Below are 22305 nucleotides of genomic sequence, written 5' to 3' on the forward strand. Positions count from 1 at the left end.
TTGAACCTCTTCACAAGGAAGTATTATTGAAACTGAAATAGGCGGCCGCCTCCCCAAAAAATCAACAATAACACCACTATTAATTTTCAGCCACCAACAATGAAAAAAACACCACTAATAATCCGTTTTCCTATTTTTGTCCTTGGCTGGCTAATTCTCAGCCATTGCAGCCCTACACAACAACAAATTGAGGAGAAACCAAACATCCTATTTTTAGCAGTAGATGACATGAATGACTGGGCAGGTTTTTTGTCTGGACACACAGGCATGAAAATCCATACTCCCAATATAGACCGACTGGCTGCAGCTTCAATGATTTTCACCAATGCCCATACACCAGCACCTGCTTGTGCGCCGACGAGAGCAGCCATACTGACTGGTGTACATCATGCCCGGTCTGGAGCCGAAAATGTGTACTGGGGAGACGGCCCAAAATGGAGAGAGTTTGACGCATTAAAAGAGGTGCCAACCCTTGAACAATTTTTCAAAAAAAATGGCTATAAAACCCTGGGTGCAGGCAAGATTTATCACAGTCAGGCGCCTCCATGGACACCCACTAGCCAGGTAGAACCGGCAAACTGGGATTTTTACTACCCCAGCCCTTATATTTCTCATCCTTACCAAATCCGTGCCCCTGAGGAGGTGATCTATCCTGAGGAGGTAGACAATGAAAGCCGCCCCGGAGGAGGAGCAAATGGCTGGTGGACCTGGGGAGCAATACCTGTTCCTGATGAAAAAATGGCCGATTACCATGTAGCAGATTGGGCAAGTTATCAACTCAGGCAGCAACATGACAAACCCTTTTTCCTTGCTGTTGGAATGTGGAAACCACATGACCCATGGGAGGTACCTCAAAAGTATTTCGATATGTACCCACTAGAAGACATCGTTTTACCGCAACGAAAAAAAGATGACCTCGAAGACGCCTTCGATCACGGCAGGCGAAGGATCATGAAATGGGTATTGGACAACGATCAATGGAAAAAAATAATCCAATCCTATGCCGCTTCCATCACCTTCTCTGACGCTATGGTAGGACGCATATTAGATGCTTATGAAAACGCTGAACATTCAGACAATACCATTGTCGTCCTATGGTCTGACCATGGCATGCACATGGGTGAAAAAGACAATATCGAGAAATTTACGCTTTGGGAAAGATCTACCAGAGTACCTTTGCTCATTTCCGCTCCGGGCATGTCTCTAGCAGGAACTGTATGTGATCAGCCGGTAAGTTTGATGGATTTATACCCTACGCTTGTGGAGCTAACAGGATTTGAGCAACCTTCCCATCTGGATGGAAATAGTTTGTTGCCACAGCTTAAAGATCCAAACACAATTACCTCTCCAGTAATATCAAGCTATAAATTCACCAATCAAAAACAGGGGGCGATCATTGGTCATGCCGTTAGAAGTATGCGGTACCGCTATATTTATTATCCTGAAATCAACTTTGAGGAGCTTTACGATCATGAAAATGATCCCAATGAATGGGACAATATCGCCTATAAAGATGGTAATACGCAAATCATTGATGAGCATCGAAAAGTACTTTTGGAAATGTTGCCGCAAATGACCTGGAAAAAAGATATTCCTGAAGGTTATACAATTGACAATAATGGCAAGGTGAGAAAGGAGGACTTTGAATCCTTTTGAATTTATAGAGGAGGTTCTCTTCTTAAAAAGGATTGGCATATGGGTTTCGATTTGCCCTGAAATGTGATGGTATTTAGCTCGTCGAGTATTTTTTTACGTCACAAAAATATTCAATTGAAAGCGTTCAAAAACCCAATTTTCCGTTTCATTTATTGTCAAGGACTTGCCATCTAAGCTGGATTTAAAAACATTTCAGGTTCGATTATTAGGCAAATATAGCCAAGGATTTTGTCGGTATTTGGAATTTAGAAAAAGAAACAAAATTAGCAACTAGGAAGCGTAAGATAGAATTCTGGAATGGCGGGTCCCATTATCCTAAGAATGGAATGCCTCGCAAGTTATCTGGTTTTGGCGGTTTTAATATGGTACGGCTATTGTAGAAAAGTAAGCACAAACAATTTGGTTATTTCGGGTTTAAACTAACAACATTATGAAATCAATTTGGAATGGTACCCTCAGTTTTGGACTTGTCTCAATTCCCATTAAAATGTATTCGGCGTCAGAAGGGCGCACCCTCGATTTGGACATGCTTGATAAACATGACCATGCCAGAATAAGGTACAAACGGGTCAACGAAAATACTGGCGAGGAAGTAGAATACAAAGACATAGTCAAGGGTTTTAAAAAAGATGACGCCTATGTCATATTAGAGAAGTCGGATTTTGAAAATGCAAATATCAAAAAAAGTAAAACCATTGACATCGAAGAATTTGTCGAAGAAACCGAGGTGGCGGATATGCTTTTTAAAAACCCATATTACCTTGAACCGCAAAAAGAAGGCGGAAAAGCGTACAATCTGCTAAGAGACGCCCTAAAAAAAACCGGCAAATTAGGGGTTGCAACCTTCGTGATGCGTCAAAAAGAAAACCTCTCACTCGTTGGCGTGTATAAAAATGTAATTGTATTGCATGTCATTCGCTTTGCTGAAGAAATTCGTGACACTAAAGAAATTAAAATCCCAAAATCAAAAACCTCTGATAAGGAAATTGCCATGGCAGAGTCCCTTATAGAAAATTACACTGAAAAGTTCGATTTCGAGAAATACAAAGACGTCTACAACGAACAACTGATGAAGACCATCGAATCCAAATCAAGCGGTAAAAAAGTAAAGGTTGAAAAGGTGAAAAGTGAGCCCACAGCTGCCAAAGATTTGATGGCAAAATTGAAGGCTAGTCTCGAGCAAAGAAAAAAGATGGCCTCCTAAATGGGACTAAAAGCTTATCGGCAGAAAAGAAATTTCAAAGACACACCTGAACCTAAAGATGGTCTTGAAACAAGCGACCAATTCAGGTTTGTGATCCAAAGACATCGTGCCAGTACTTTGCATTATGACCTTCGCTTAGAAATGGACGGCGTACTCAAAAGCTGGGCAGTACCAAAAGGTCCTTCCATGAATCCCAGAGACAAACGCCTTGCAGTACAAACCGAAGACCATCCTGTAGCTTACCTAAGCTTCGAAGGGATCATCCCAAAAGGCAACTATGGTGCAGGAAAAATGTCCATTTGGGATGAAGGCCATTACAAAAATTTATACCAAGAAAACTCCTTGTCTACTGATTATGAAAATGGAAAGCTGAAAATCATCCTTCATGGAGACAAACTTAAAGGGCTCTTTACCTTGGTGCGTTCATCCTCCATGAATAAAAAAGAACAATGGTTGCTCATAAAACACAATGATGCCTTTGCAACTGAATTGGATTATGATGCAGAAGATTTTATCGATGAGGGATTTTCTGTAAAACCACACCAAAGCCCGCAAAAATTAGACTTAAGGAAGCTTGTAAAACCCATGCTTGCCTCTCCGGGAACCAAAATCTTTAATGATAAGGACTGGATATACGAGTTAAAATACGATGGCTACCGAGCAATGGCAAACATCAACAATGGCAAGGTCGAGCTCTATACACGCAATGGAATTTCTCTTAATGAAAAATTTAGTCCCATACATAAGGAGTTGAGTACAATAGCACATACAGCAATACTGGATGGTGAAATAGTCGTGCTGAACACTGAAGGAATGCCCCAATTCAATGCCTTACAAAATTATAATGAAGAGACCACCAAAGGCTTGCTCGTATATTATGTTTTTGATTTGTTACATCTTAACGATCACGACACTTTGGAGCTTCCACTGACAGACCGCAAGCAATTGCTGAAAGAATTGATACCGGATGCTTCGCATCTTCACTATTGCGATCACGTTGAAACCATGGGCATAACGGTTTACAACCAAGCTGTAGAAATGGGCATGGAAGGTGTCATCGCTAAGAAAGCCAATTCTGCATACGACCTGAACCTTCGTTCTCCCAACTGGCTAAAGTTTAAAAAAATTGAAAATACGGAAACGATCCTTTGCGGCTACACGCTATCGGAGAAAAAATCCAGAAAATTTGCCTCTTTAATTCTAGGGATGGTAGAAAATGGTCAACTGATTTATGTTGGCACTTGTGGTTCTGGTTTTTCAGAAGAAAAGATAAAGGAATTGTATTCCAAATTTGAAGTACTTAAAAGAGAGGAGCCTGTGTTTGATATCCGCAAACACCTCAAAGGTCGTGAAGCAGTGTGGTTGATACCTAAATTGATTTGTGAAGTGAAATTTTCGGAATGGACTTCATCTAAGGTAATGCGCCACCCTGTTTTTTTGAGGTTGCGGGAAGACAAGAATTTGGATTTCGAACAGGATCAAAAGGACTCAAAAAATCCAAGCCCACAAAAAAACACCTCTGACGATGAATTTGGACTAAAAGTGGATGGGGTCACCCTTCACATCACCCATCCTGAAAAGAGCTATTGGTCAGATTCCGGTTATACCAAATACGACTTGTTAGATTATTACATTCAGATATCCGACACCATCCTACCCTACTTGATGGATCGCCCGGAAAGCTTGCATCGACATCCCAATGGTATCAATGGTGAATCCTTTTATCAAAAAGACCATGAACATCTGCCTGATTGGATCGAAACCCATCCCATTCATTCAGCATCTTCTGATAAAGAAATTAATTATTTGCTATGTCAAAATAAGGCAACCTTGCTGTTTTTAAACAATCTCGGTTGTATCGAACTGCACCCCTGGCATTCCACTATTTATCAATTAGACCATCCCGACTATGCCATTATCGATTTAGATCCATCAGACGAAAACACATTCGAACAGGTAATAGAAACAGCATTGGTCGCAAATGAAGTGTTGACAATGGCAGGCATTGAAGGCTTTTGCAAAACTTCTGGTTCATCGGGATTGCATATCTATCTTCCTATGGGAGGGAAATACACCTATGAAGAAGCGCGCGATTTCACCAAATTACTTTGCTATTATATCCAAGAAAAGCTTCCAAAATTAACCACTCTGGAACGCTCCCTCAAAAAGAGAGGTCCAAAAATATATTTGGATTACCTACAAAACCGAAAAGGTCAAACCATTGTTGCCCCTTACAGTTTAAGGCCGCGGCCTTATGCACCAGTTTCAATGCCATTGCACTGGTCAGAAGTTAAAACCGGATTGCAAATCACCGATTTTACCATGAAAACAGTTCCAAATATTATGGCTAAAAGGAAAGACAATTTCAAAGCTGTATTAGGCGAAGCCATTGAAATGGAAGAAGCCATCGAACAACTGAACAATTTAAGTTGACCTTTGAGGTTCAATCCTAGGTTTAATGCCCCACACCCACATAATTGATTTATGCGCACTTTATTAAAAAAGTGTAAAATGGAAAAACTTCTTACCATGGGGTTACTAAGTATTGTTACCAAAACAAAGCTTAACCAATTGATTAAAAGCAATCTAATTATTCTAAGATTAGAATTTAAATAATACTAATCCTTTTATAAGAATTCCTAAAAGGCTAAATTTCATTTAGAAATAACCGGACAAAATATGCACCTCATTAAATATGCTTTTAGCTTAGCAATTATATTTATCGGATGGGATTTCGCTGAAGCCCAGACTAAAATTGGTTTGTTTGACAATCATTTGGACATAGGGGAAGTCAAAAATGAAGGTTTTGCCCAATATCACAAAATCAATCAAACCTATACGGTTGGGGGTAGTGGCGGAAACATGTGGTTTGACCAGGATGAATTCCAATACCTATGGACCACAATTCAGGGTGATTTTATAGTTAGGGCAGAGCTTGAGTTTCTGGGAAAGGGTGTAGATCCTCACCGAAAAGCAGGATGGATAATAAAAAACGACTTGAATTCAGATACTCCTCATGTCAACGCATCTGTTCATGGGGATGGGCTTACCGCTTTGCAATACCGAAATGCCATCAAGGGTATTACGGAAGAAAATATTTCCACAGATAGTCTTCCCGATGTTATCCAGTTAGAGAGAAGGGGAAGTACCTTTATAATGTCAACGGCAAAGTTTGGACAGCCCTTTGTAGAGGTCAAGACAAGCAATGCAAGCATCAAAAATCAGGTATATATTGGCCTTTATGTATGTGCCCATAATGCTGATATAGTTGAAGTAGTTAAGTTCAGAAATGTTAGAATCATACGTCCAGCAGCCTCAGATTTCAAACCTTATAGCGATTATATTGGAAGCAATCTTGAAATAATGGAGGTATCAACAGGTCATCGGAAAATCCTCTACAGCACGGCGAACACTATACAAGCTCCAAATTGGACCCCAGATGGGAAACATTTAATTTACAACGGAGGAGGCCGCCTCTACAAACACCCTATCAGTGAAGGGAAAATAAGTCCAATCAATACGGGTTTTACTATTAAAAACAACAATGACCATGTGTTGACCTTTGATGGCAGTTTAATGGGCATCAGCAATCACAATGAGGATGACAATAACCAATCTACCTTGTATTATTTACGCTCAGAAGGGGATTCCATTCCTGTGCGAGTTACACCATCAGGTGCTGGGGATTCGTATTTACATGGTTGGTCACCAGATAATAGTAAAATGATTTTCACGGGAAACAGAAATGGGCAATTTGACGTCTACACTGTCGATATTAATACCGGTGTTGAACAACAATTGACTGAGCAAAAAACTTTAGACGATGGAGCAGAATACAGTCCTAATGGGAAATATATTTTCTTCAACTCTGTAAGATCTGGTAAAATGAAACTCTGGAGAATGAATGCCGATGGAGAAAATCAAGTTCAATTGACAGATGACGAATACAACGATTGGTTTCCTCATGTAAGCCCTGATCAAAAGTGGATTGCATTTATTTCTTTCCCAAAAGACATTGATCCCAGCGATCATCCCTTTTACAAACAATGCCTTTTAAGAATTATGCCTTTCAATGGAGGTACACCCAGGATAATCGGATACATTTATGGGGGGCAGGGAACGATAAACGTTCCAAGTTGGTCTCCGGACAGTAAGTTTATTTCATTTGTAACCAATACAAGGTTTTAAAATAAGTCTTTACCAAATCTTGAAAGCTGCAATAAGATTTCTATTCTTTGTTCTATCAAATAGTCCAAGCCTCAATGGCAAATAAAGCAGGTTCTTCAGCCAGCTCGACAGTATTGATCATCCTATTTTTTTTCAAAACAATTGTCCTTTAATGCACATAAAACGTATAAAAAAATAATACTGGTAATAAATTAATGCTAGAAGAGATTCGCTTTCAATTAGAGAATTGTCACAAAGCAACCCATTATTTTGATAACAATTCAAAGAAAGCAGTTATTTAAATAGGCCCTTATGAAAAATTCAATTAAAATAGTTGCGGGACTTTTCCTTTCCTCCTTGGCAATTATGTCCTGTACGGACCTTGAATTGGAAAAAGATGTCCCAAATTGCATCAAACAAAAAATTAAAAAAATACAAAAAGAGGATGTTCACAATCCTCCCGCAAGTGTTTGGGAATGGAAAGTTGAGAGTCATACCTATTATTACATTACCTCAAATTGTTGCGATCAGTACAATTACCTGTTTGATGAAAATTGCAATGTAATCTGCGCTCCCGATGGTGGGTTTTCAGGTACAGGTGATGGCAATTGCCCTGACTTTACAGCAGAAATAGAGAAAACACTGATTTGGGAGGACAACAGAAAATAAAATAAGTATTTACATCGGTGTTGGCGTTGAAAAATTCTTCCACAATAAATCTTTTTGACGGATAATGAAACTCAGGACGACTTTATGAAAAAGGCACGTTTTAACAATATAATTACCTTGTTCATAGCCATATGCAGCATAACGTCTTGTGATCCAACGCGTAATTCTGAAAATAAGGAAAAAGATTTAGCAGAGATAAAACCAGCCATAAACCAGAATGAGGTAATGCTAAATAAGGAAATGCCATCCTCTAGTAATACCGTTTCTAACGAGCTTTCCTTTCTAAAAGCATACGACAAAAAGTATCCCTATGAAATAAGCCTTTTGGACAAACCAGTAATAAAAAAACGACTTGAGGTAATGCTTGGTCCTCAATATGCTTTTATCAAAGGCATTTGGGAAGTAGAATCCCCTATTACCATAACAAATGCAATATTTTTTTCTTGGGGCATGCAAGCACATAGTGGAGGTGACCCTGGTGCCGTATTAATGGCGGACCTTAATACAAATGTTTTGTATGTGGGCATAAGGAAAAACAATGATGAGAAATTCTATTCGGAAGATGGAAGCGATGTTCCACAAAAAATGAAAGACTGGGCCGATGAACAATAAGCTCCACTTGTAAAATAATGATTAGTAGAACTCAAATGCCATAGAGAAACCTATTGAGCTACTACTTAGTCTTTTCTTCCATGTTGTCCCATGAAATAGTCTTTGAAATTATATTTTTGACTTATATTTTATTTTAATATACAGTGACCCTTCTTGATGATAAAAACGTATGCAGGAAGGTGTTAATATTGCCTAATCGTAAAAAGTCTTTCGAATTTTTTATTCAGATCGATTTAATTAAATTAGGAACTCAAATGCCCAATAAACCACGAATAACAAGGTTGTTCGCAACCTTAAAAACCAATTAAAATTTTTAAATTATAAGAAATGAAAAAGGTATTATTCTTAACTGGAGACTTTACAGAGGACTATGAAACAATGGTTCCTTTTCAAATGCTTGAAATGGTAGGTTATACGGTGCATACCGTGTGCCCTGACAAAAAAAAGGGAGACATTGTTAAAACTGCCATCCATGATTTTGAAGGTGATCAGACTTATACGGAGAAACCAGGTCACAACTTTGTGTTAAATTATAGCTTTGATGAGGTAAAAGTTAGCGACTATGATGGTTTGGTGATTGCAGGCGGTAGAGCACCGGAATATTTGAGGTTAAATGGAAAATTAATCGAAATGGTAAAACACTTTTTCGATGCTGACAAGCCTGTTGCTGCCATCTGCCATGGCATTCAGATATTAACTACCGCTGGTGTGGTCAAAGGAAGAAAACTAACCGCTTATCCAGCTGTCGGTCCTGAAGTAACTTTAGCAGGTGGCGAATTTCAGGATATCCCAGCAGATCAAGCATTTGTAGACGGTAATCTTGTAACCTCACCAGCCTGGCCAGGTCACCCAAGTTTTATCAGGGAATTCCTGAAAATTATGGGGACTAAGATTGAAATATAAAACCCATCCATCAAAAAGGATATGGGGGCTCAACGCTACCCCATATCCTTTTTGATGGATCCATTCCAATTGCCTTCACACTCAATTTTACCTTGACCTTTTTATTTCCTTAATGGAATAATGTACTTAAATCTCTTATTTACCTACCCAGCCTAGCCACTCCATTTTTACAAAGATTTCCTGCATTTAAAGATCATTTATCCAATTCTCCTATCCGACACCGAACTTGCACGCTAAAAATACGCGATGTATATTGAACAATTCACTCACTTCAATTACGAACATTCCTGCATTAGTTAATAATAAATACAATAGATTATTTTTCCCCTTTAAAAATCCAATATGTTGGTGGTATTTTTTAGCCCAAAATAGTCTTTGCCCTAAGAAGGGCCTCGACTGTATATGTTCTCATTTGAACGGTCAACTTTTTACCTTATATTTATTTCTAACTACATCTGAAATCAAGAAATGAAAATAATAAAATTGCTCCTCCTTTTGCCTTTGCTAATGCTTATTATCCCCTTTATTCAAGGAAAGGTAATTGAGAATATAGAGAAAGCGGTCCATAACCATGAGGAGCAATACTACAGCATGGAAGATTTTGCGGCTGTTAAAAAATTTGACATTCATATTCATCTCAATACGGTGGAGGAATTATTTATGGAGCAGGCGCAAGAAGATAATTTTCGATTCTTGGACATTATTGACGACCGGCCTTTTGGCGTTCCTATGAGGAAGCAGCAAAAAATCGCTAAGGATCATTTAAAGCATTTTTCCAAAATCATGGCAATGGCAACCACCTTTTCAGTCAAAGACTGGAATAAAGCCGACTGGACTACAAACACCATAAAAAGCCTGAAAAAATCCCTGTCGGAAGGCGCTGTAGCTGTGAAAATTTGGAAAAACATCGGCATGGACCTAAAGGATAAGAATGGTGAATTTGTAATGGTCGATAACGAACAGCTTGATCCCATTCTAGACTACCTTGTTGAAAATAACATCCCCTTACTGGGTCACAATGGTGAACCAAGAGATTGTTGGATGCCCTTAGAAGAAATGACTTTCAGTCAGGGCTATTATGGTGCACATCCTGAATACCACATGTACTTGCACTCTGAATACCCATCTTATCAAGATCAGATAGATGCCAGAGACCATATGCTTGAAAAGCACCCAGAACTGACTTTTATGGGCGCGCACTTGGGCAGTCTGGAATGGAGCCTAGATGAATTAGCTATTCGGCTGGAAAAATTCCCAAACATGTATGTGGATTTAACACGCCTTTCCAATTTGCAACTCCATACTTTTAATGACAGACAGAAGACCAGGGCTTTTTTTATTAAATTTCAGAACAGGCTCATTTATGGAACCGACAGCCAGATCAATCCGGCCGATAATCCAGAGGCATTCAAGAAAAGTATTCATGACCGCTGGGTACGTGAATGGAAATTTTATGTGACAGATGAGGAGATACATTTAGCCAATTTTGGAGCGCTACAAGGATTGAAATTACCAAAAGAGGTCATTGATAAAATCTATTCAAAAAATGCTATGCGTCTGCTAAGACTTCAAAGTTAGTAATCAGGAAAAAAAGATTTCAATGCAAAATATGACAAGACGTGAATTCACTAAAAAATCAGCAATTCTAAGCAGCGGACTTGTTTCTTCCACATTAATCGCTTGTGAGGGCACGAAAACCATTCGCAATGATGAGTTGAAGGTTACCCTACCCATGCCCATTCAGATCGTAATAGATGATGTAGGCTGGTGGTCCGGGGAAGATGGGCATACACGTCAAAAACCCTATCGAACAGGCATCAACCGCAACCACGTTCCTGCAGATTATCAAGCGATAGTCGAACTTGGAGAAAAATTGGATGTAAGACCACAGGCAGCAACAATCCTCTGTGAATGGGACAGAGAAAACATACTCCGAAACCTTCCAACCAGCACCTGGATGCGCGGAAAATGGGACAACAGCAAATGGGTTGGCCCATGGTTGGATGAGGCTGCTGCTATTATAAGGGACAATCAAAAGCATTATGAGCTAACCATGCATGGCGTGGGGCATGAATATTGGCAAGATGAAAACGCCACAAGGGCAGAATGGGCAGACACTTCCGGAACAATGCGTCCCCTTGATCAGGTAGCGCTTCACTTGGATTATTTTGAAAAATTAATGGCGCAAAATCAATTGGGTCCTTTCCCTACTTCTTTTGTTCCTACCGCTTTTTTGCATGGGTTTGGTTTAACTGGTGCCCATAAAATCAGTATGGCCTCAGTCTTAAAGAAACGAGGGATAAATTATATCAACACTCCTTTTTATAATATGTACAATGCCGAAGGGGCACAGTATGGATTATTTGGGATTGACGCTGGAGTAATGACCGTAGACCGTGGAAAAGATTTGCTAGATTGGGATGTTTTTGGTGGAACCCCAACAGGAATACTAACTGGCCCAACTTGTGGTTTACACTGGCCCAACATGTTGCATGAAGACCCAAGTCGCAATTCAGAAATTGTCGATGGCTGGATAAAGCACCTGGCACCCTATAAGGATAAACCAGAAACATTATTGGCAAGGAACTCCTCCTCATTTAGAAATCAACTTGTACATCATGTCTGCACAAAACTGTCCCTTCATGAAGAGAAGATTAAAATTGATTTTTTGGAAACCAATAAACTGCGAGACCATCTCAATGAAAATCCATTAACCATCAAAATTGAATCTAAAAGAAAGTTAACTTTCACATCTGATGATGTAAAGCTAGCTGATTCAAAAATCCTTCAGAAGAAAGACAATTACCTGTACACTTTGGAAATTGAAAGTGTGAAAGGTCTAAAAAAAGCTGTGGTGAAATTCGAAGCAGCTTAAGGGTTAAATTTTCAACTATTTTCAGTCAATAAACTACGTGGAACTTACAATCAATCACCCATAATATGAGACTTAAAAATTTATTGATCCTTAGCGTATTATTGCTGTTGATTCAGTGTACTGAGAAAACGTCTTCGGATTATACAATTGAAGCTTCTTTTGCCTCCACCGCTCCTGAGATTGATGGTAAAGCGAACGATCCCATTTGGCAGCAGGCCAAACCCATAGCTCTGAAAAACAATCGTACTGGAATGGAGGTCCAAGAAGCAGAACTTCAAACCCATGTCAAGGCAGGTTATGATAATAACACCTTGTATTTCTTATTTGTATGCAAGGATCCGGATATTTGGGCAAAATTCACCCAGCGAGATGAATATTTGTGGAAAGAAGAGGCTGTAGAAGTATTCATTGATGTAGATAATATTCCCGACACCTATGTGGAGATAGAAGTCTCCCCTGCCAATATTCTATTTGACAGCTATATTGTAGATCCTGAAAACATTGATGTTCCCGAAACAGCAAAATTCAACTTATCAGGTCTTCGAACAGGTGTAACTGTACAGGGAACGCTTAACAAGCGTGATGATATAGACAACAGCTGGATGGTAGAAATGGCCATTCCCTTTAAAGATTTGGCCAATGCAACTACTGAGAGAGTAGGCCCAGAGACTGAAATAAAGCTTAATTTTTATAGATTAGATAAAAACCAAGGCAAAGAATCTGCGTCTTATGCCTGGTCTCCCACAGGAAAAAGCTTTCATAAACCATCTGTTTTCGGAAAACTGGTATTTAAGTAGGGCAGCCTTAGTAAGATTTAATCAAGGAAGCTTTTCTACTATTCGGTTTAGCGCACAAAAAGTTAGGCCGCATTTTTTTTTACAGTAAATATTTATGAACATTAGATTAATTTTCATCTTTTCTTTATGTTTGCAACATAAAGACTTTTACGTTTACACAATATTGTACTGTTTTTCAAAGAAGTACCATTCAATTTTTATGGCAATAACTGATTCATTTATAGCACATTTAAAAAACAATATTTTATAAACACCCTCCTTTTTTAAGGTTTAATTTTTTTTTGAATTATGAGAATAACAAGACTACTGGCTGCAGCAATTTGCTGTTTTTTCGCTACCACCTACCTGGTTTTTAGTCAGGATGTAAGCCAGGACTACATCATCAATCAAGAAGGCCATAAAATATATGGTACGATCAAAAAATCATTTGATTTTAACACGATCACATATATCCCTTTCGTTTCGAATGAAGGAGTAAAAACAAAGTATTATCCCGATGACATTCAAGGGTTTGGCTTGTCAAATGGAAGAAAGTTCAAAAGCAGGCATATCCCAGAGAAGGAAGTAGATGGACTAGTATTTTTTCAAATCATATTAGAAGGAAATGTCAGCCTATTGAGCTATAAAAATTGGTTTTTTATTGAAAACGAGGACTATTTTTTGGAATTGAATATTGTATCTGAAGCAAAAGATGCTGAAGGGAACTTGGTAAGGGCCAAAGACAGGGAGTACATGGGACGTTTAAGTTATATGCTTTACGGGCCATGTGGTGATGTATTACAGGAAAAGATTGCTACCACCAACTTATCTGAAAAAGAGCTGATATCAACTTTTAAGGTCTACTATGAATGCGAGCAGATACCATACGCGCTAAATGTGGAGAAGTTGCCTTTTGTGAGGGCTTCACTAGTTGCAGGTGCTGGAATTTTTTTTACCCAATCCTACCTGACAAAAGACTCATTTGATGAAATTCCTCATGTTTTTGACACCCAACACAACCCATATATAAGTCTTGGTATAAAGCTGGATCAATGGAGAAGGTTGCCTCGTTTTGCTTTTGATACTGGCATAGGTTTTACCAAAGGGGAAAATGTAATTAATATGGAATTATTTAAACCAAACCAGAGATATTCCGCTACTGAAGAATATTCTAGATCAAGTTTAATAGTGCCCATTTTCATCAATTACCTAACATTCCGAACGAAAAAAAATGAATTCTATTTTGGTGCAGGAGCTGTTATTCGGACCAATAAATTAGAAAGCAAGTTTAGCATAGTGGACCATAAAATCACCTATGAACCGGTTACAGTGAGGCTCTATGAAGAATCTGTTCTAACATATTCATCTTCTAAGTTTTCCCCAGCAATTAAATTAGGCATCAACTTCCTTTACAACCGACGTTTTGGCATCGTGTCTGAGTTTCAATTGGAGCATATTTCGAAGGAATACACGATTGATCTAAGTAGTCGTCAATCTTACTACAATTCCCTTGTTGCATCTTACATGATAGGTTTTAGGTTATGAAAAGACATTTAATTTTTATTGCGCTGTTAGTTTCATCCCTTATAAGTGCCTGTGAACAGGTGGAATTGTCACCCCGAACAAATCCTCGATTTAGTGTGACCTCTATTCAGAAGATAGATGAAACTGGGGTAGAATTTGTCTCCAATATTTACGATTTTGGAACCGAGGAAATAATTGTATACGGTTTTCTGTATAGTCTTAATATTTATCCAATTATGGATAATTCCGAGGTGATTTCAAAGCAAGGAAGACCTGAAGATCAGTTTTCAATGAAAGTCGAACAATCTTTAATCAAAGGTGAAAGCTATGCTGTGGTTGCATTCATACAAACCACCACCGAAAGAGTATATTCAGAACCCATTGGATTTGTAAGTCAGGGGGCACCTGGTTTTACCTTTGAAAGGTTCGAATATAAATCACCTGTTTTTTATGGTGACACCATCACTGTAAAAGGAAGCCGGCTAAGTAAACTCACTGAAAAGTACGCCGTGAGATTTCAGAACCAAGATGCCAAAGTTATCAATATTGAGGAAAATTCATTCCAATTTATTATCCCAGAATTTTACGAGTTCAACACCAGCGGAAATGGCCCTGACTACTTTGATGTTACCCTACAGGTTTTGGATAAAACGATACCAATGAATGTAAATATCCCCTTCCAAGACGCTGAATTTGAAGAAAGAGATATACAATTAATAAATTATGGAGGCAGTGTTGAATTAACTGGCAACTATTTAAAAGACAATAATCTGAAAATTGCCACCAGCACAGCTATCCTGGAGAGCATTTACTCAACCAATGTCACCATTGAATATGCTGGAAACGATAAGATCGTATTTAAACCCAAAACCTCCTATTCCGAGACCCCACAATACTTGACCCTAGAGATCCGCGGCAAGATATATTCCTTAGGCAACAAAGTCTTTGAATTTAAAACTCCTTGAATAAAGCCTGATTGATGGTATCGATATTCCAAAAATACATAAGACACTGGTTTTCCAACACATACGAAAGGTATTCGACAAAATAACCTCTCATTCACAGCCCTAGTATTGCCCCTATAATGCTATCAATTAGCCATCAAACCTTCCCCATTTATGTCTTTTAATACAGGATTGAAATGGGACATTGGGTTGAACTCAAAATATGCAATAGACAATTTATTACGTGCTGAAATCACTTCCCGTAAACACTTGAAATCCTATTGCATAATCCGGGTTGATGCCCCTCTTCTCTTAATAATACCCCAAATCATAGGACTAAATATTGGCGCAAAATTCTTAAATTAAATTTTGGTTTGTGAAAAGCAGATATTAGCTGTTTTACAGACCAAAAACCTTGTTAATATCAGCACAAATTCTCAGGAAGCAATAATCAATATTGAATCGCGTGAAAATCAGATCCCCAATGAAATTAAGCATTCTATCAATCCTTTTCTTATTTGTCACCAATGCATTTGCTCAAAACGATCCCGCCTGGGACAATACCCAGATTGAAAACTGGCCGGATGAATGTACGAAAATAATGATTCCCTCCACTTTGGATGGAGAAAATCAGCCTGCGATTTTTTACGCTGCAAAGCAAAAAAATAGACCTTTGATTGTCAGCCTACATACATGGAGCGCCAATTACGAACAGGAAGATGTATTGGTAAATGAGAGCATAAACAAGGACTACAACTACATTCATCCTGATTTTAGAGGGCCAAACAAAAATTTTAAAGCCTGTGGTAGTGAATATGTAATTCAGGACATCGAAGATGCCATAGCCTATGCGATAGAAAATGGTAACGCAGACCCTAACAATATTCACGTAGTCGGAACTAGCGGAGGAGGATATGCCACCTTACTTACCTATATGAACACCAATTTCCCTGTAAAAACCTTCTCGGCTTGGGTACCCTTGTCGGATTTAAAAAAGTGGTATTATGAGTCAGAAGGCAGAGGAAACAAGTATTCAATTGACATTGCCGCCTCGACGGTTAAGGAGGAAGACTTTGAGAGGGAAAATTATTATTTAGGTGAAGAGGAAGCAAAAAAACGGTCTCCCATTTACATGAAAACACCTGTAGAAAAACGCAAAAACAGCAAACTCTATATTTACGCTGGCATTCACGATGGATATACTGGTTCAGTACCAATAACGCAATCACTGAATTTCTACAATAAGGTAGTTTCAGATTATGATGCATTGGAGAAGAAGGCCATCATTCCTCAGGAAGACATGATTGAAATGCTTGCTTCCAGAAATTTTGTAACCGATGAAAAGGACAGTATAGCCGATAGGCTTATTCACTATCAAAAATCCTACAAGGATTTGGTAAAACTTACCATTTTTGAAGGTACCCATGAATGCCTTACAACTGTGGCTTTAGATCAGGTGGAAACAGACAAGGTGTTGGTAATTGGTGACTCAAATGGCGCCAAAGAGAATGGCTGGGTGGATCAATTGAAGAAAACCTACTTTGAAGATTTTGTTTACAACACCAGCATTTCTGGTAATACCATCGGGTTTAATAATAATGAATTGGAAAAGCTCAATACATTGCTTAATGTGGACCGGTACATGGATGAGGCAGAGCAAAACCTACATGGTTTGGACAAAGTGGTGATTATGCTCGGTACCAATGATTGTAAAGCGGTCTTTGCACCGAGAAAGGAAGAAATCCCAGCCAATATGGCCAAGCTACTGCAGAAGATTAAATCACACCCTGCTTATGTCAAATACCAACCGAAAATTTATGTGATTTCACCTCCACCTTGTGGAGATGATGCTATCATGAAAGAAAAATACCATGGTTCTTCCGAAAGAGTTAAGTGGCTGATTCCTGAACTTAAAAAAGTGGCCACCTTAAATGGCAGTAAATACATTAACATTCATACCACTCTGGCTCCTCAGTGGGCCTCGTTAGCCAAAGATGGCATTCATCCTGAAGAAGAAGGTCAGATCATAATGTCTAAAAGTATAGCCGAGCAAATGAATTAAACCTGTAATTAGCACTTACACTATTTTTGTTTTTTTGACCTAAAAACCTGATAAAAAGATGGTTATACTTTAATCCTCTTTTAGCTTATTTGCTTCCTCACAAACCTGTAATACCTCGTAAATTGACGATGATAGGCATAGAAAAATAAAATTATAATGGAAAATACCAGGAAATCAGCTTTAGAAATAAGCAAGGAGGAGTTTCGGAAAATTGGTCATCAATTAATTGATGACCTAGCTGACTTCATTGATTCAATCGATGAAAGGCCTGTCACTCCAAATGAAAGCCCTGGCCAACTGAAAAACTTATTGGGCAATTCCCAATTGCCCAATGCTGGTAAACCTGCAGCCGAATTAATTACTAAAGCAACCGAACTGTTACTCAACCATTCTTTACTTAATGGACATCCTAAATTTTTCGGATACATTACCTCATCTGCAGCACCAATTGGAGCCTTCGCTGATTTATTAGCAGCCTCAGTAAATCCTAATGTTGGTGCACATATTTTAAGCCCGATCGCTACCGAGATTGAAAAGCAAACCATTGGCTGGCTAGCTGAATTTATTGGTGTTTCGCCTAGCTATGGTGGCCTCTTGGTTAGTGGTGGCAATATGGCGAATTTCACAGCATTCTTAGCCGCAAGAACAGCAAAAGCACCTAAGGCAACCAAGGAGGAAGGCATTGCCAGCACCCCTAAAAGATTTACGGTCTACTGCGCTACCACCACTCATACTTGGGTAGAAAAAGCCGCCATTCTATTTGGGCTGGGCACTAAGGCAGTAAGATGGATACAAACTGATGCTTCCAATAAAATGGACACCAAAGTTTTAGAAACCACCATCGCAGCAGACTTGAAAGATGATTTTAAACCCATAATGGTAATTGGCACAGCGGGGGACGTAAGTACCGGCGTGGTGGATAATTTAGAAGCTATAGCTACTGTTTGCAAAAAACATGATTTGTGGTTCCATATTGATGGCGCTTATGGTGTGCCTGCGGCAGTGGTCCCAAAATACAACTATCTTTTTGATGGAATCAAAGACGCCGACTCTATTGCATTGGATCCACACAAATGGTTGTATAGCCCTCTAGAAGCTGGATGTACATTGGTAAAGAACCCACAGCATTTAATTGACACCTATAGTTCCCATCCTGAATACTACAATTTTGGCAACGAAGGGAAAGAAAGAAAGCAAAACTTCTATGAATACGGACTTCAAAACTCCCGTGGCTTTAGGGCTTTAAAAGTTTGGTTAGCCTTGCAGCAAGTCGGTCGAAGTGGATATGAAAAATTAATTAGTGAAGACATTGAACTCTCCCAAATGTTATTTGATCTTGCTGAAAAACATCCTGAATTGGAAGCTGTTTCACAAAACTTAAGTATTGCTACTTTTAGGTATCTCCCTCTTAATAGTAATAAAAGTATTGATTACCTAAACGCCATGAATGAAGCCCTTTTAAATGAGCTACAAGCTGGGGGACAGGTCTTTATATCCAATGCCATCGTTGACAAAAAGTATTGTTTGAGGGCATGTATAGTAAATTTTAGAACCTCCCAAAAAGACATTAAAGACATCATTGAAATAATAATTCATTACGGAAGAAAATTAAATTCATCACTAAGGTAGAATTTATATATATTTAATAAAAAATATCCATATATATTATGTTATTTGTTAAGTTAAATTATCTGAATAAAATTTAAATAGAATATTTATTTTTTAACGAAATCGATTTATGCAGGCTTCCAGTAAACAAATAGGCTTTATAGCTGCGAATCACAATCCAGCTTTATTAGCCTTCTGGGATAAAAACGAAATATGCAGATTTGCAAATGCAGCCTATTTGGAATGGTATGGAAAGCCTCATGAAGATATAATAGACAAAATCTCAAAGAAAGAATTGTTGGGGGAGGAATATGAAGATCACGTTCCATATATAAGAGAGGCCCTAAAAGGTAAAAAACAATGTTTTTACCGCAAAACAAAATCGTTAAAGAATAAATCGCTCCATTCTGAAGTTACCTATACCCCCTATATTGAAAATGGAGAGGTACTTGGATTTACCGCACATATTACAGATAAACCCATAAATGTCCCAAATTTAAAGACTGAAAAGCTCTTTAAAGACCTTTTGGAATCAGCTCCGGACGCCATCCTAATAGTGGACAGTACCGGGGAAATAAAAATGGTGAATCAACAGGCTGAAAACATTTTTGGCTACACAAAATTAGAGATGCTTGGAAAAGACATCACCCTTCTCATGCCGGAGGGCAATAAGTCAAAGCACAAAAGTCATATTGAAAAATTCTCCAATTTGTCCACTATCAGACCAATGGGCACTGGCATGAAATTGTATGGCAAACGGAAAAATGGAGGGGAATTCCGAATCGAGGTAAGCCTGAGCTCCACAAAATCGGAAGATGGCATTCTTGTAATGGCCTCTGTCAGAGACATTACAGACAGGATTAGAATTGAAAATGAACTTAAAGAAAGCAATAGGCGAAATAGTATATTTATCCAACAGTCTCCAAATGCCATTGCCATGCTTGACAAAGACATGCGTTATATGGCAGTCTCTCAAAAATGGCTTGAGGATTATGATTTAAAAAGCCAAAACCTTATTGGTCAATCTCATTATGATTTATTTCCAGAAATTGGAGAGGACTGGAAAGAAAAGCATCAGCTATGCTTGAAGGGTGAAATCCACCATTGCGATGAAGAGGCTTTTAAACGTGCCAATGGATCTACCCAATGGATTAAATGGGGAATTCGCCCCTGGTATGTATCAGAGAATAATATTGGAGGCATTATCATGCACTCCGAAGACATTACGCCTTTAAAAGAAAATAAGCGGGAAAAAAAGCGGATAGAAAAAATATTGGAAAGGACCAATGCTATTGCAAGAATTGGAACCTGGGAAGTGGACTTGGACAAAGAAGAATTTATATGGAGTAAAATCATCTACGAAATTCATGAAGTCCCTGAAGATTTTGTGCGCGATTCTACATCCGTCATGGCTTTTTTCAAGAAGGGAAGAAGCCAGGATCTAATGTCAAAAGTAATTTCAGAATGCATTTTCAATGGTACTCCATATGACGTGGAAGTGGAACTTCTCACCGCAAAAGGCAATGAAGTGTGGGCCCGTATCATTGGACAATCCGAGTTTATCAATGGAAAATGCAAACGCCTTTATGGTATCCTGCAAGACATCACTTCTATCAAAAAAGTCGAGATCAAATTAAATAAGGTAAATGAAGAATTAAAGGCCATTCTAGACTCTGGAACAGTTTCTATTATTGGTACTGACAATGAAGGTACAATCACCCATTTTAATCGGGGTGCTGAAAAAATGCTAAAGTATTCAGCATGGGAAGTGGTTGGAAAAAAAACCCCAGAGGTTTTTCATTTAAAAGAGGAAATCCTAAAACGTGGTGCGGAACTTTCCCTTCAACTTGGGCGGCAGGTAAGTGGATTTGAAGTTATTGCTGAGACCTCAAATCTTGGAGACCATGGCACCAATGAATGGACCTATATCAGAAAAGATGGGCAAAAGCTTGTCGTACTATTAACCTTAACGCCCTTGAAAAATCAGCTAGGTGAAACTTTTGGTACGCTTGGAATAGCTACAGATGTAAATGAGCGAGTAGAAAATCAACAAAAGTTAAAGGAAGCCAAGGCGAATCTGGAAGTTTTGACAGAAAAACTTTCCTCTCAAAATATGCAACTCGCTAACTTTGCACACATCACTTCCCATAACTTACGGGCGCCGGTGAGCAATTTAAATTCCCTTCTTCAATTTTACCATACCAGCGAGGGACAAGAGATAAAAGATACTGTGATTGATAATTTCGAAACCGTCTGTAAACACCTAACAAATACGCTTGATAATTTAGTAGGATTACTAGAGATTCAGGAAGAAGGTTCTAAAAAAATCGAAATCATAGAATTTGATGAAGTACTTGGCAAAACAAAAGAAATGCTTGTTAGCTACATAAGGGAATCGGGGGCGCAAATAATTGCTGATTTTTCTAAAGCACCCAAAATCACCTACAATCGTATTTTTTTAGAAAGTATCTTTTTAAACCTTATTGGGAATGCGATAAACTATCGGTCCTCGGAGAGCGCCCCTGTTATTAAATTAGAAACAGACATTAGTTACAATAGGATCCATTTTACAATTTCTGACAACGGCTTAGGCATAGACTTGAAAAAACATGGCAAAGATTTATTTGGTTTACACAAAACATTCCACGAAAATTCGGAAGCAAAAGGAATAGGATTGTTCCTTACTAAAAACCACATTGAAGCCATGGGAGGAGCGATCTATGCGAGAAGTGAAGTAGGAAGGGGAACTACTTTTACTATCAAATTTTAGCATTACCTTTTTCCTATTGTATTAAAAAAACTTTCCCAATCAATTCAGTTTTAACCATTGGTTTCTCCCTAATAAGCTGAGTTTGTTTTTAAAATCGTCATAAAAAACGGCAATAACCTCACTTCGAAACCTTTTGGTTAGGTTTCTGAGGTGGCAAAGGATTTGGCAGACTCGTCTTCATGGGGATTCCCACGGTTTTCACCACTAAAAGCCTTCCCAAACCTTCAGAATGATGATTTTTTTTGATAATAAGTTGAACCCAGGTTAATTCGCATTACAGAATTTAGGGTTTTTATAAAGTAAAAATCAGGGTTTTCGTTATGCTGCTACTTATTATAAGACCTTTTAAGAAACGACCTTTTCAATATAAAGGCCAGCTACCATTGTAATTTAAAAAGGTTTTATTCTCAAACTTTTCTGCATGAAATCGGTTTTCATATAGCTTATCACTAACTTAATGCTTCTGTTGTTTATTCTTTTAATTCGATAATTTGTGGATTTTACCATAATTTAATTTTTATTTAAACCGTTTTTA

The 22305-nt window shown here is 38.4% G+C and carries 15 protein-coding genes; all 15 read left to right on the plus strand.

Features of this window, described 5'->3' with window-relative positions; translation table 11 throughout:
- The first annotated feature begins 99 nt into the window (after positions 1 to 99).
- Positions 100 to 1656 (plus strand): sulfatase, encoded by a 1557-nt coding sequence (locus tag AAC073_RS07110; RefSeq protein ID WP_339923149.1) that lies wholly within the window; start codon positions 100 to 102, stop codon positions 1654 to 1656.
- Positions 1657 to 2086: 430 nt separating this feature from the next.
- Positions 2087 to 2860 carry a Ku protein gene (locus AAC073_RS07115; protein WP_339923150.1) on the plus strand — a complete coding sequence of 258 codons (774 nt, stop codon included), beginning with the start codon at positions 2087 to 2089 and terminating at the stop codon, positions 2858 to 2860.
- Positions 2861 to 5293 (plus strand): DNA ligase D, encoded by a 2433-nt coding sequence (gene ligD, locus AAC073_RS07120; protein ID WP_339923151.1) that lies wholly within the window; start codon positions 2861 to 2863, stop codon positions 5291 to 5293.
- 246 nt (positions 5294 to 5539) lie between these two features.
- On the plus strand, positions 5540 to 7048 hold the full coding sequence (locus AAC073_RS07125) for a biopolymer transporter TolR (RefSeq protein ID WP_339923152.1): 1509 nt from the start codon (positions 5540 to 5542) through the stop codon (positions 7046 to 7048).
- 291 nt (positions 7049 to 7339) lie between these two features.
- Complete coding sequence (locus AAC073_RS07130) at positions 7340 to 7696, plus strand: hypothetical protein (RefSeq protein WP_339923153.1); 357 nt, start codon at positions 7340 to 7342, stop codon at positions 7694 to 7696.
- An 84-nt stretch (positions 7697 to 7780) separates the two neighbouring features.
- On the plus strand, positions 7781 to 8308 hold the full coding sequence (locus AAC073_RS07135; protein ID WP_339923154.1) for a hypothetical protein: 528 nt from the start codon (positions 7781 to 7783) through the stop codon (positions 8306 to 8308).
- A 327-nt stretch (positions 8309 to 8635) separates the two neighbouring features.
- Complete coding sequence (locus tag AAC073_RS07140) at positions 8636 to 9211, plus strand: DJ-1/PfpI family protein (protein ID WP_339923155.1); 576 nt, start codon at positions 8636 to 8638, stop codon at positions 9209 to 9211.
- Between the two features lie 468 nt (positions 9212 to 9679).
- Positions 9680 to 10789 carry an amidohydrolase family protein gene (locus AAC073_RS07145; protein WP_339923156.1) on the plus strand — a complete coding sequence of 370 codons (1110 nt, stop codon included), beginning with the start codon at positions 9680 to 9682 and terminating at the stop codon, positions 10787 to 10789.
- Between the two features lie 22 nt (positions 10790 to 10811).
- Positions 10812 to 12086 (plus strand): hypothetical protein, encoded by a 1275-nt coding sequence (locus AAC073_RS07150; protein WP_339923157.1) that lies wholly within the window; start codon positions 10812 to 10814, stop codon positions 12084 to 12086.
- Between the two features lie 65 nt (positions 12087 to 12151).
- Positions 12152 to 12883, plus strand: coding sequence for a carbohydrate-binding family 9-like protein (locus tag AAC073_RS07155; protein ID WP_339923158.1), 732 nt, complete (start codon positions 12152 to 12154; stop codon positions 12881 to 12883).
- A 288-nt stretch (positions 12884 to 13171) separates the two neighbouring features.
- Positions 13172 to 14407 (plus strand): hypothetical protein, encoded by a 1236-nt coding sequence (locus tag AAC073_RS07160; protein ID WP_339923159.1) that lies wholly within the window; start codon positions 13172 to 13174, stop codon positions 14405 to 14407.
- Positions 14404 to 15351, plus strand: coding sequence for an IPT/TIG domain-containing protein (locus tag AAC073_RS07165; protein WP_339923160.1), 948 nt, complete (start codon positions 14404 to 14406; stop codon positions 15349 to 15351). The genes AAC073_RS07160 and AAC073_RS07165 overlap by 4 nt, the downstream gene beginning before the upstream one ends.
- 463 nt (positions 15352 to 15814) lie before the next feature.
- Positions 15815 to 17392 carry a GDSL-type esterase/lipase family protein gene (locus AAC073_RS07170; protein WP_339923161.1) on the plus strand — a complete coding sequence of 526 codons (1578 nt, stop codon included), beginning with the start codon at positions 15815 to 15817 and terminating at the stop codon, positions 17390 to 17392.
- Positions 17393 to 17548: 156 nt separating this feature from the next.
- On the plus strand, positions 17549 to 19021 hold the full coding sequence (locus AAC073_RS07175) for an aminotransferase class V-fold PLP-dependent enzyme (protein ID WP_339923162.1): 1473 nt from the start codon (positions 17549 to 17551) through the stop codon (positions 19019 to 19021).
- A 109-nt stretch (positions 19022 to 19130) separates the two neighbouring features.
- On the plus strand, positions 19131 to 21770 hold the full coding sequence (locus AAC073_RS07180) for a PAS domain S-box protein (RefSeq protein WP_339923163.1): 2640 nt from the start codon (positions 19131 to 19133) through the stop codon (positions 21768 to 21770).
- Positions 21771 to 22305 lie beyond the last annotated feature (535 nt).

This window comes from uncultured Cyclobacterium sp. (assembly GCF_963977555.1).
Lineage (GTDB): Bacteria > Bacteroidota > Bacteroidia > Cytophagales > Cyclobacteriaceae > Cyclobacterium.

What these genes read in the sequence shown, in the direction of transcription:
- AAC073_RS07110 (WP_339923149.1), top strand. Translation starts at nt 100, where the DNA reads ATGAAAAAAACACCACTAATAATCCGTTTTCCTATTTTTGTCCTTGGC.
- AAC073_RS07115 (WP_339923150.1), top strand. Translation starts at nt 2,087, where the DNA reads ATGAAATCAATTTGGAATGGTACCCTCAGTTTTGGACTTGTCTCAATT.
- ligD (WP_339923151.1), top strand. Translation starts at nt 2,861, where the DNA reads ATGGGACTAAAAGCTTATCGGCAGAAAAGAAATTTCAAAGACACACCT.
- AAC073_RS07125 (WP_339923152.1), top strand. Translation starts at nt 5,540, where the DNA reads ATGCACCTCATTAAATATGCTTTTAGCTTAGCAATTATATTTATCGGA.
- AAC073_RS07130 (WP_339923153.1), top strand. Translation starts at nt 7,340, where the DNA reads ATGAAAAATTCAATTAAAATAGTTGCGGGACTTTTCCTTTCCTCCTTG.
- AAC073_RS07135 (WP_339923154.1), top strand. Translation starts at nt 7,781, where the DNA reads ATGAAAAAGGCACGTTTTAACAATATAATTACCTTGTTCATAGCCATA.
- AAC073_RS07140 (WP_339923155.1), top strand. Translation starts at nt 8,636, where the DNA reads ATGAAAAAGGTATTATTCTTAACTGGAGACTTTACAGAGGACTATGAA.
- AAC073_RS07145 (WP_339923156.1), top strand. Translation starts at nt 9,680, where the DNA reads ATGAAAATAATAAAATTGCTCCTCCTTTTGCCTTTGCTAATGCTTATT.
- AAC073_RS07150 (WP_339923157.1), top strand. Translation starts at nt 10,812, where the DNA reads ATGCAAAATATGACAAGACGTGAATTCACTAAAAAATCAGCAATTCTA.
- AAC073_RS07155 (WP_339923158.1), top strand. Translation starts at nt 12,152, where the DNA reads ATGAGACTTAAAAATTTATTGATCCTTAGCGTATTATTGCTGTTGATT.
- AAC073_RS07160 (WP_339923159.1), top strand. Translation starts at nt 13,172, where the DNA reads ATGAGAATAACAAGACTACTGGCTGCAGCAATTTGCTGTTTTTTCGCT.
- AAC073_RS07165 (WP_339923160.1), top strand. Translation starts at nt 14,404, where the DNA reads ATGAAAAGACATTTAATTTTTATTGCGCTGTTAGTTTCATCCCTTATA.
- AAC073_RS07170 (WP_339923161.1), top strand. Translation starts at nt 15,815, where the DNA reads ATGAAATTAAGCATTCTATCAATCCTTTTCTTATTTGTCACCAATGCA.
- AAC073_RS07175 (WP_339923162.1), top strand. Translation starts at nt 17,549, where the DNA reads ATGGAAAATACCAGGAAATCAGCTTTAGAAATAAGCAAGGAGGAGTTT.
- AAC073_RS07180 (WP_339923163.1), top strand. Translation starts at nt 19,131, where the DNA reads ATGCAGGCTTCCAGTAAACAAATAGGCTTTATAGCTGCGAATCACAAT.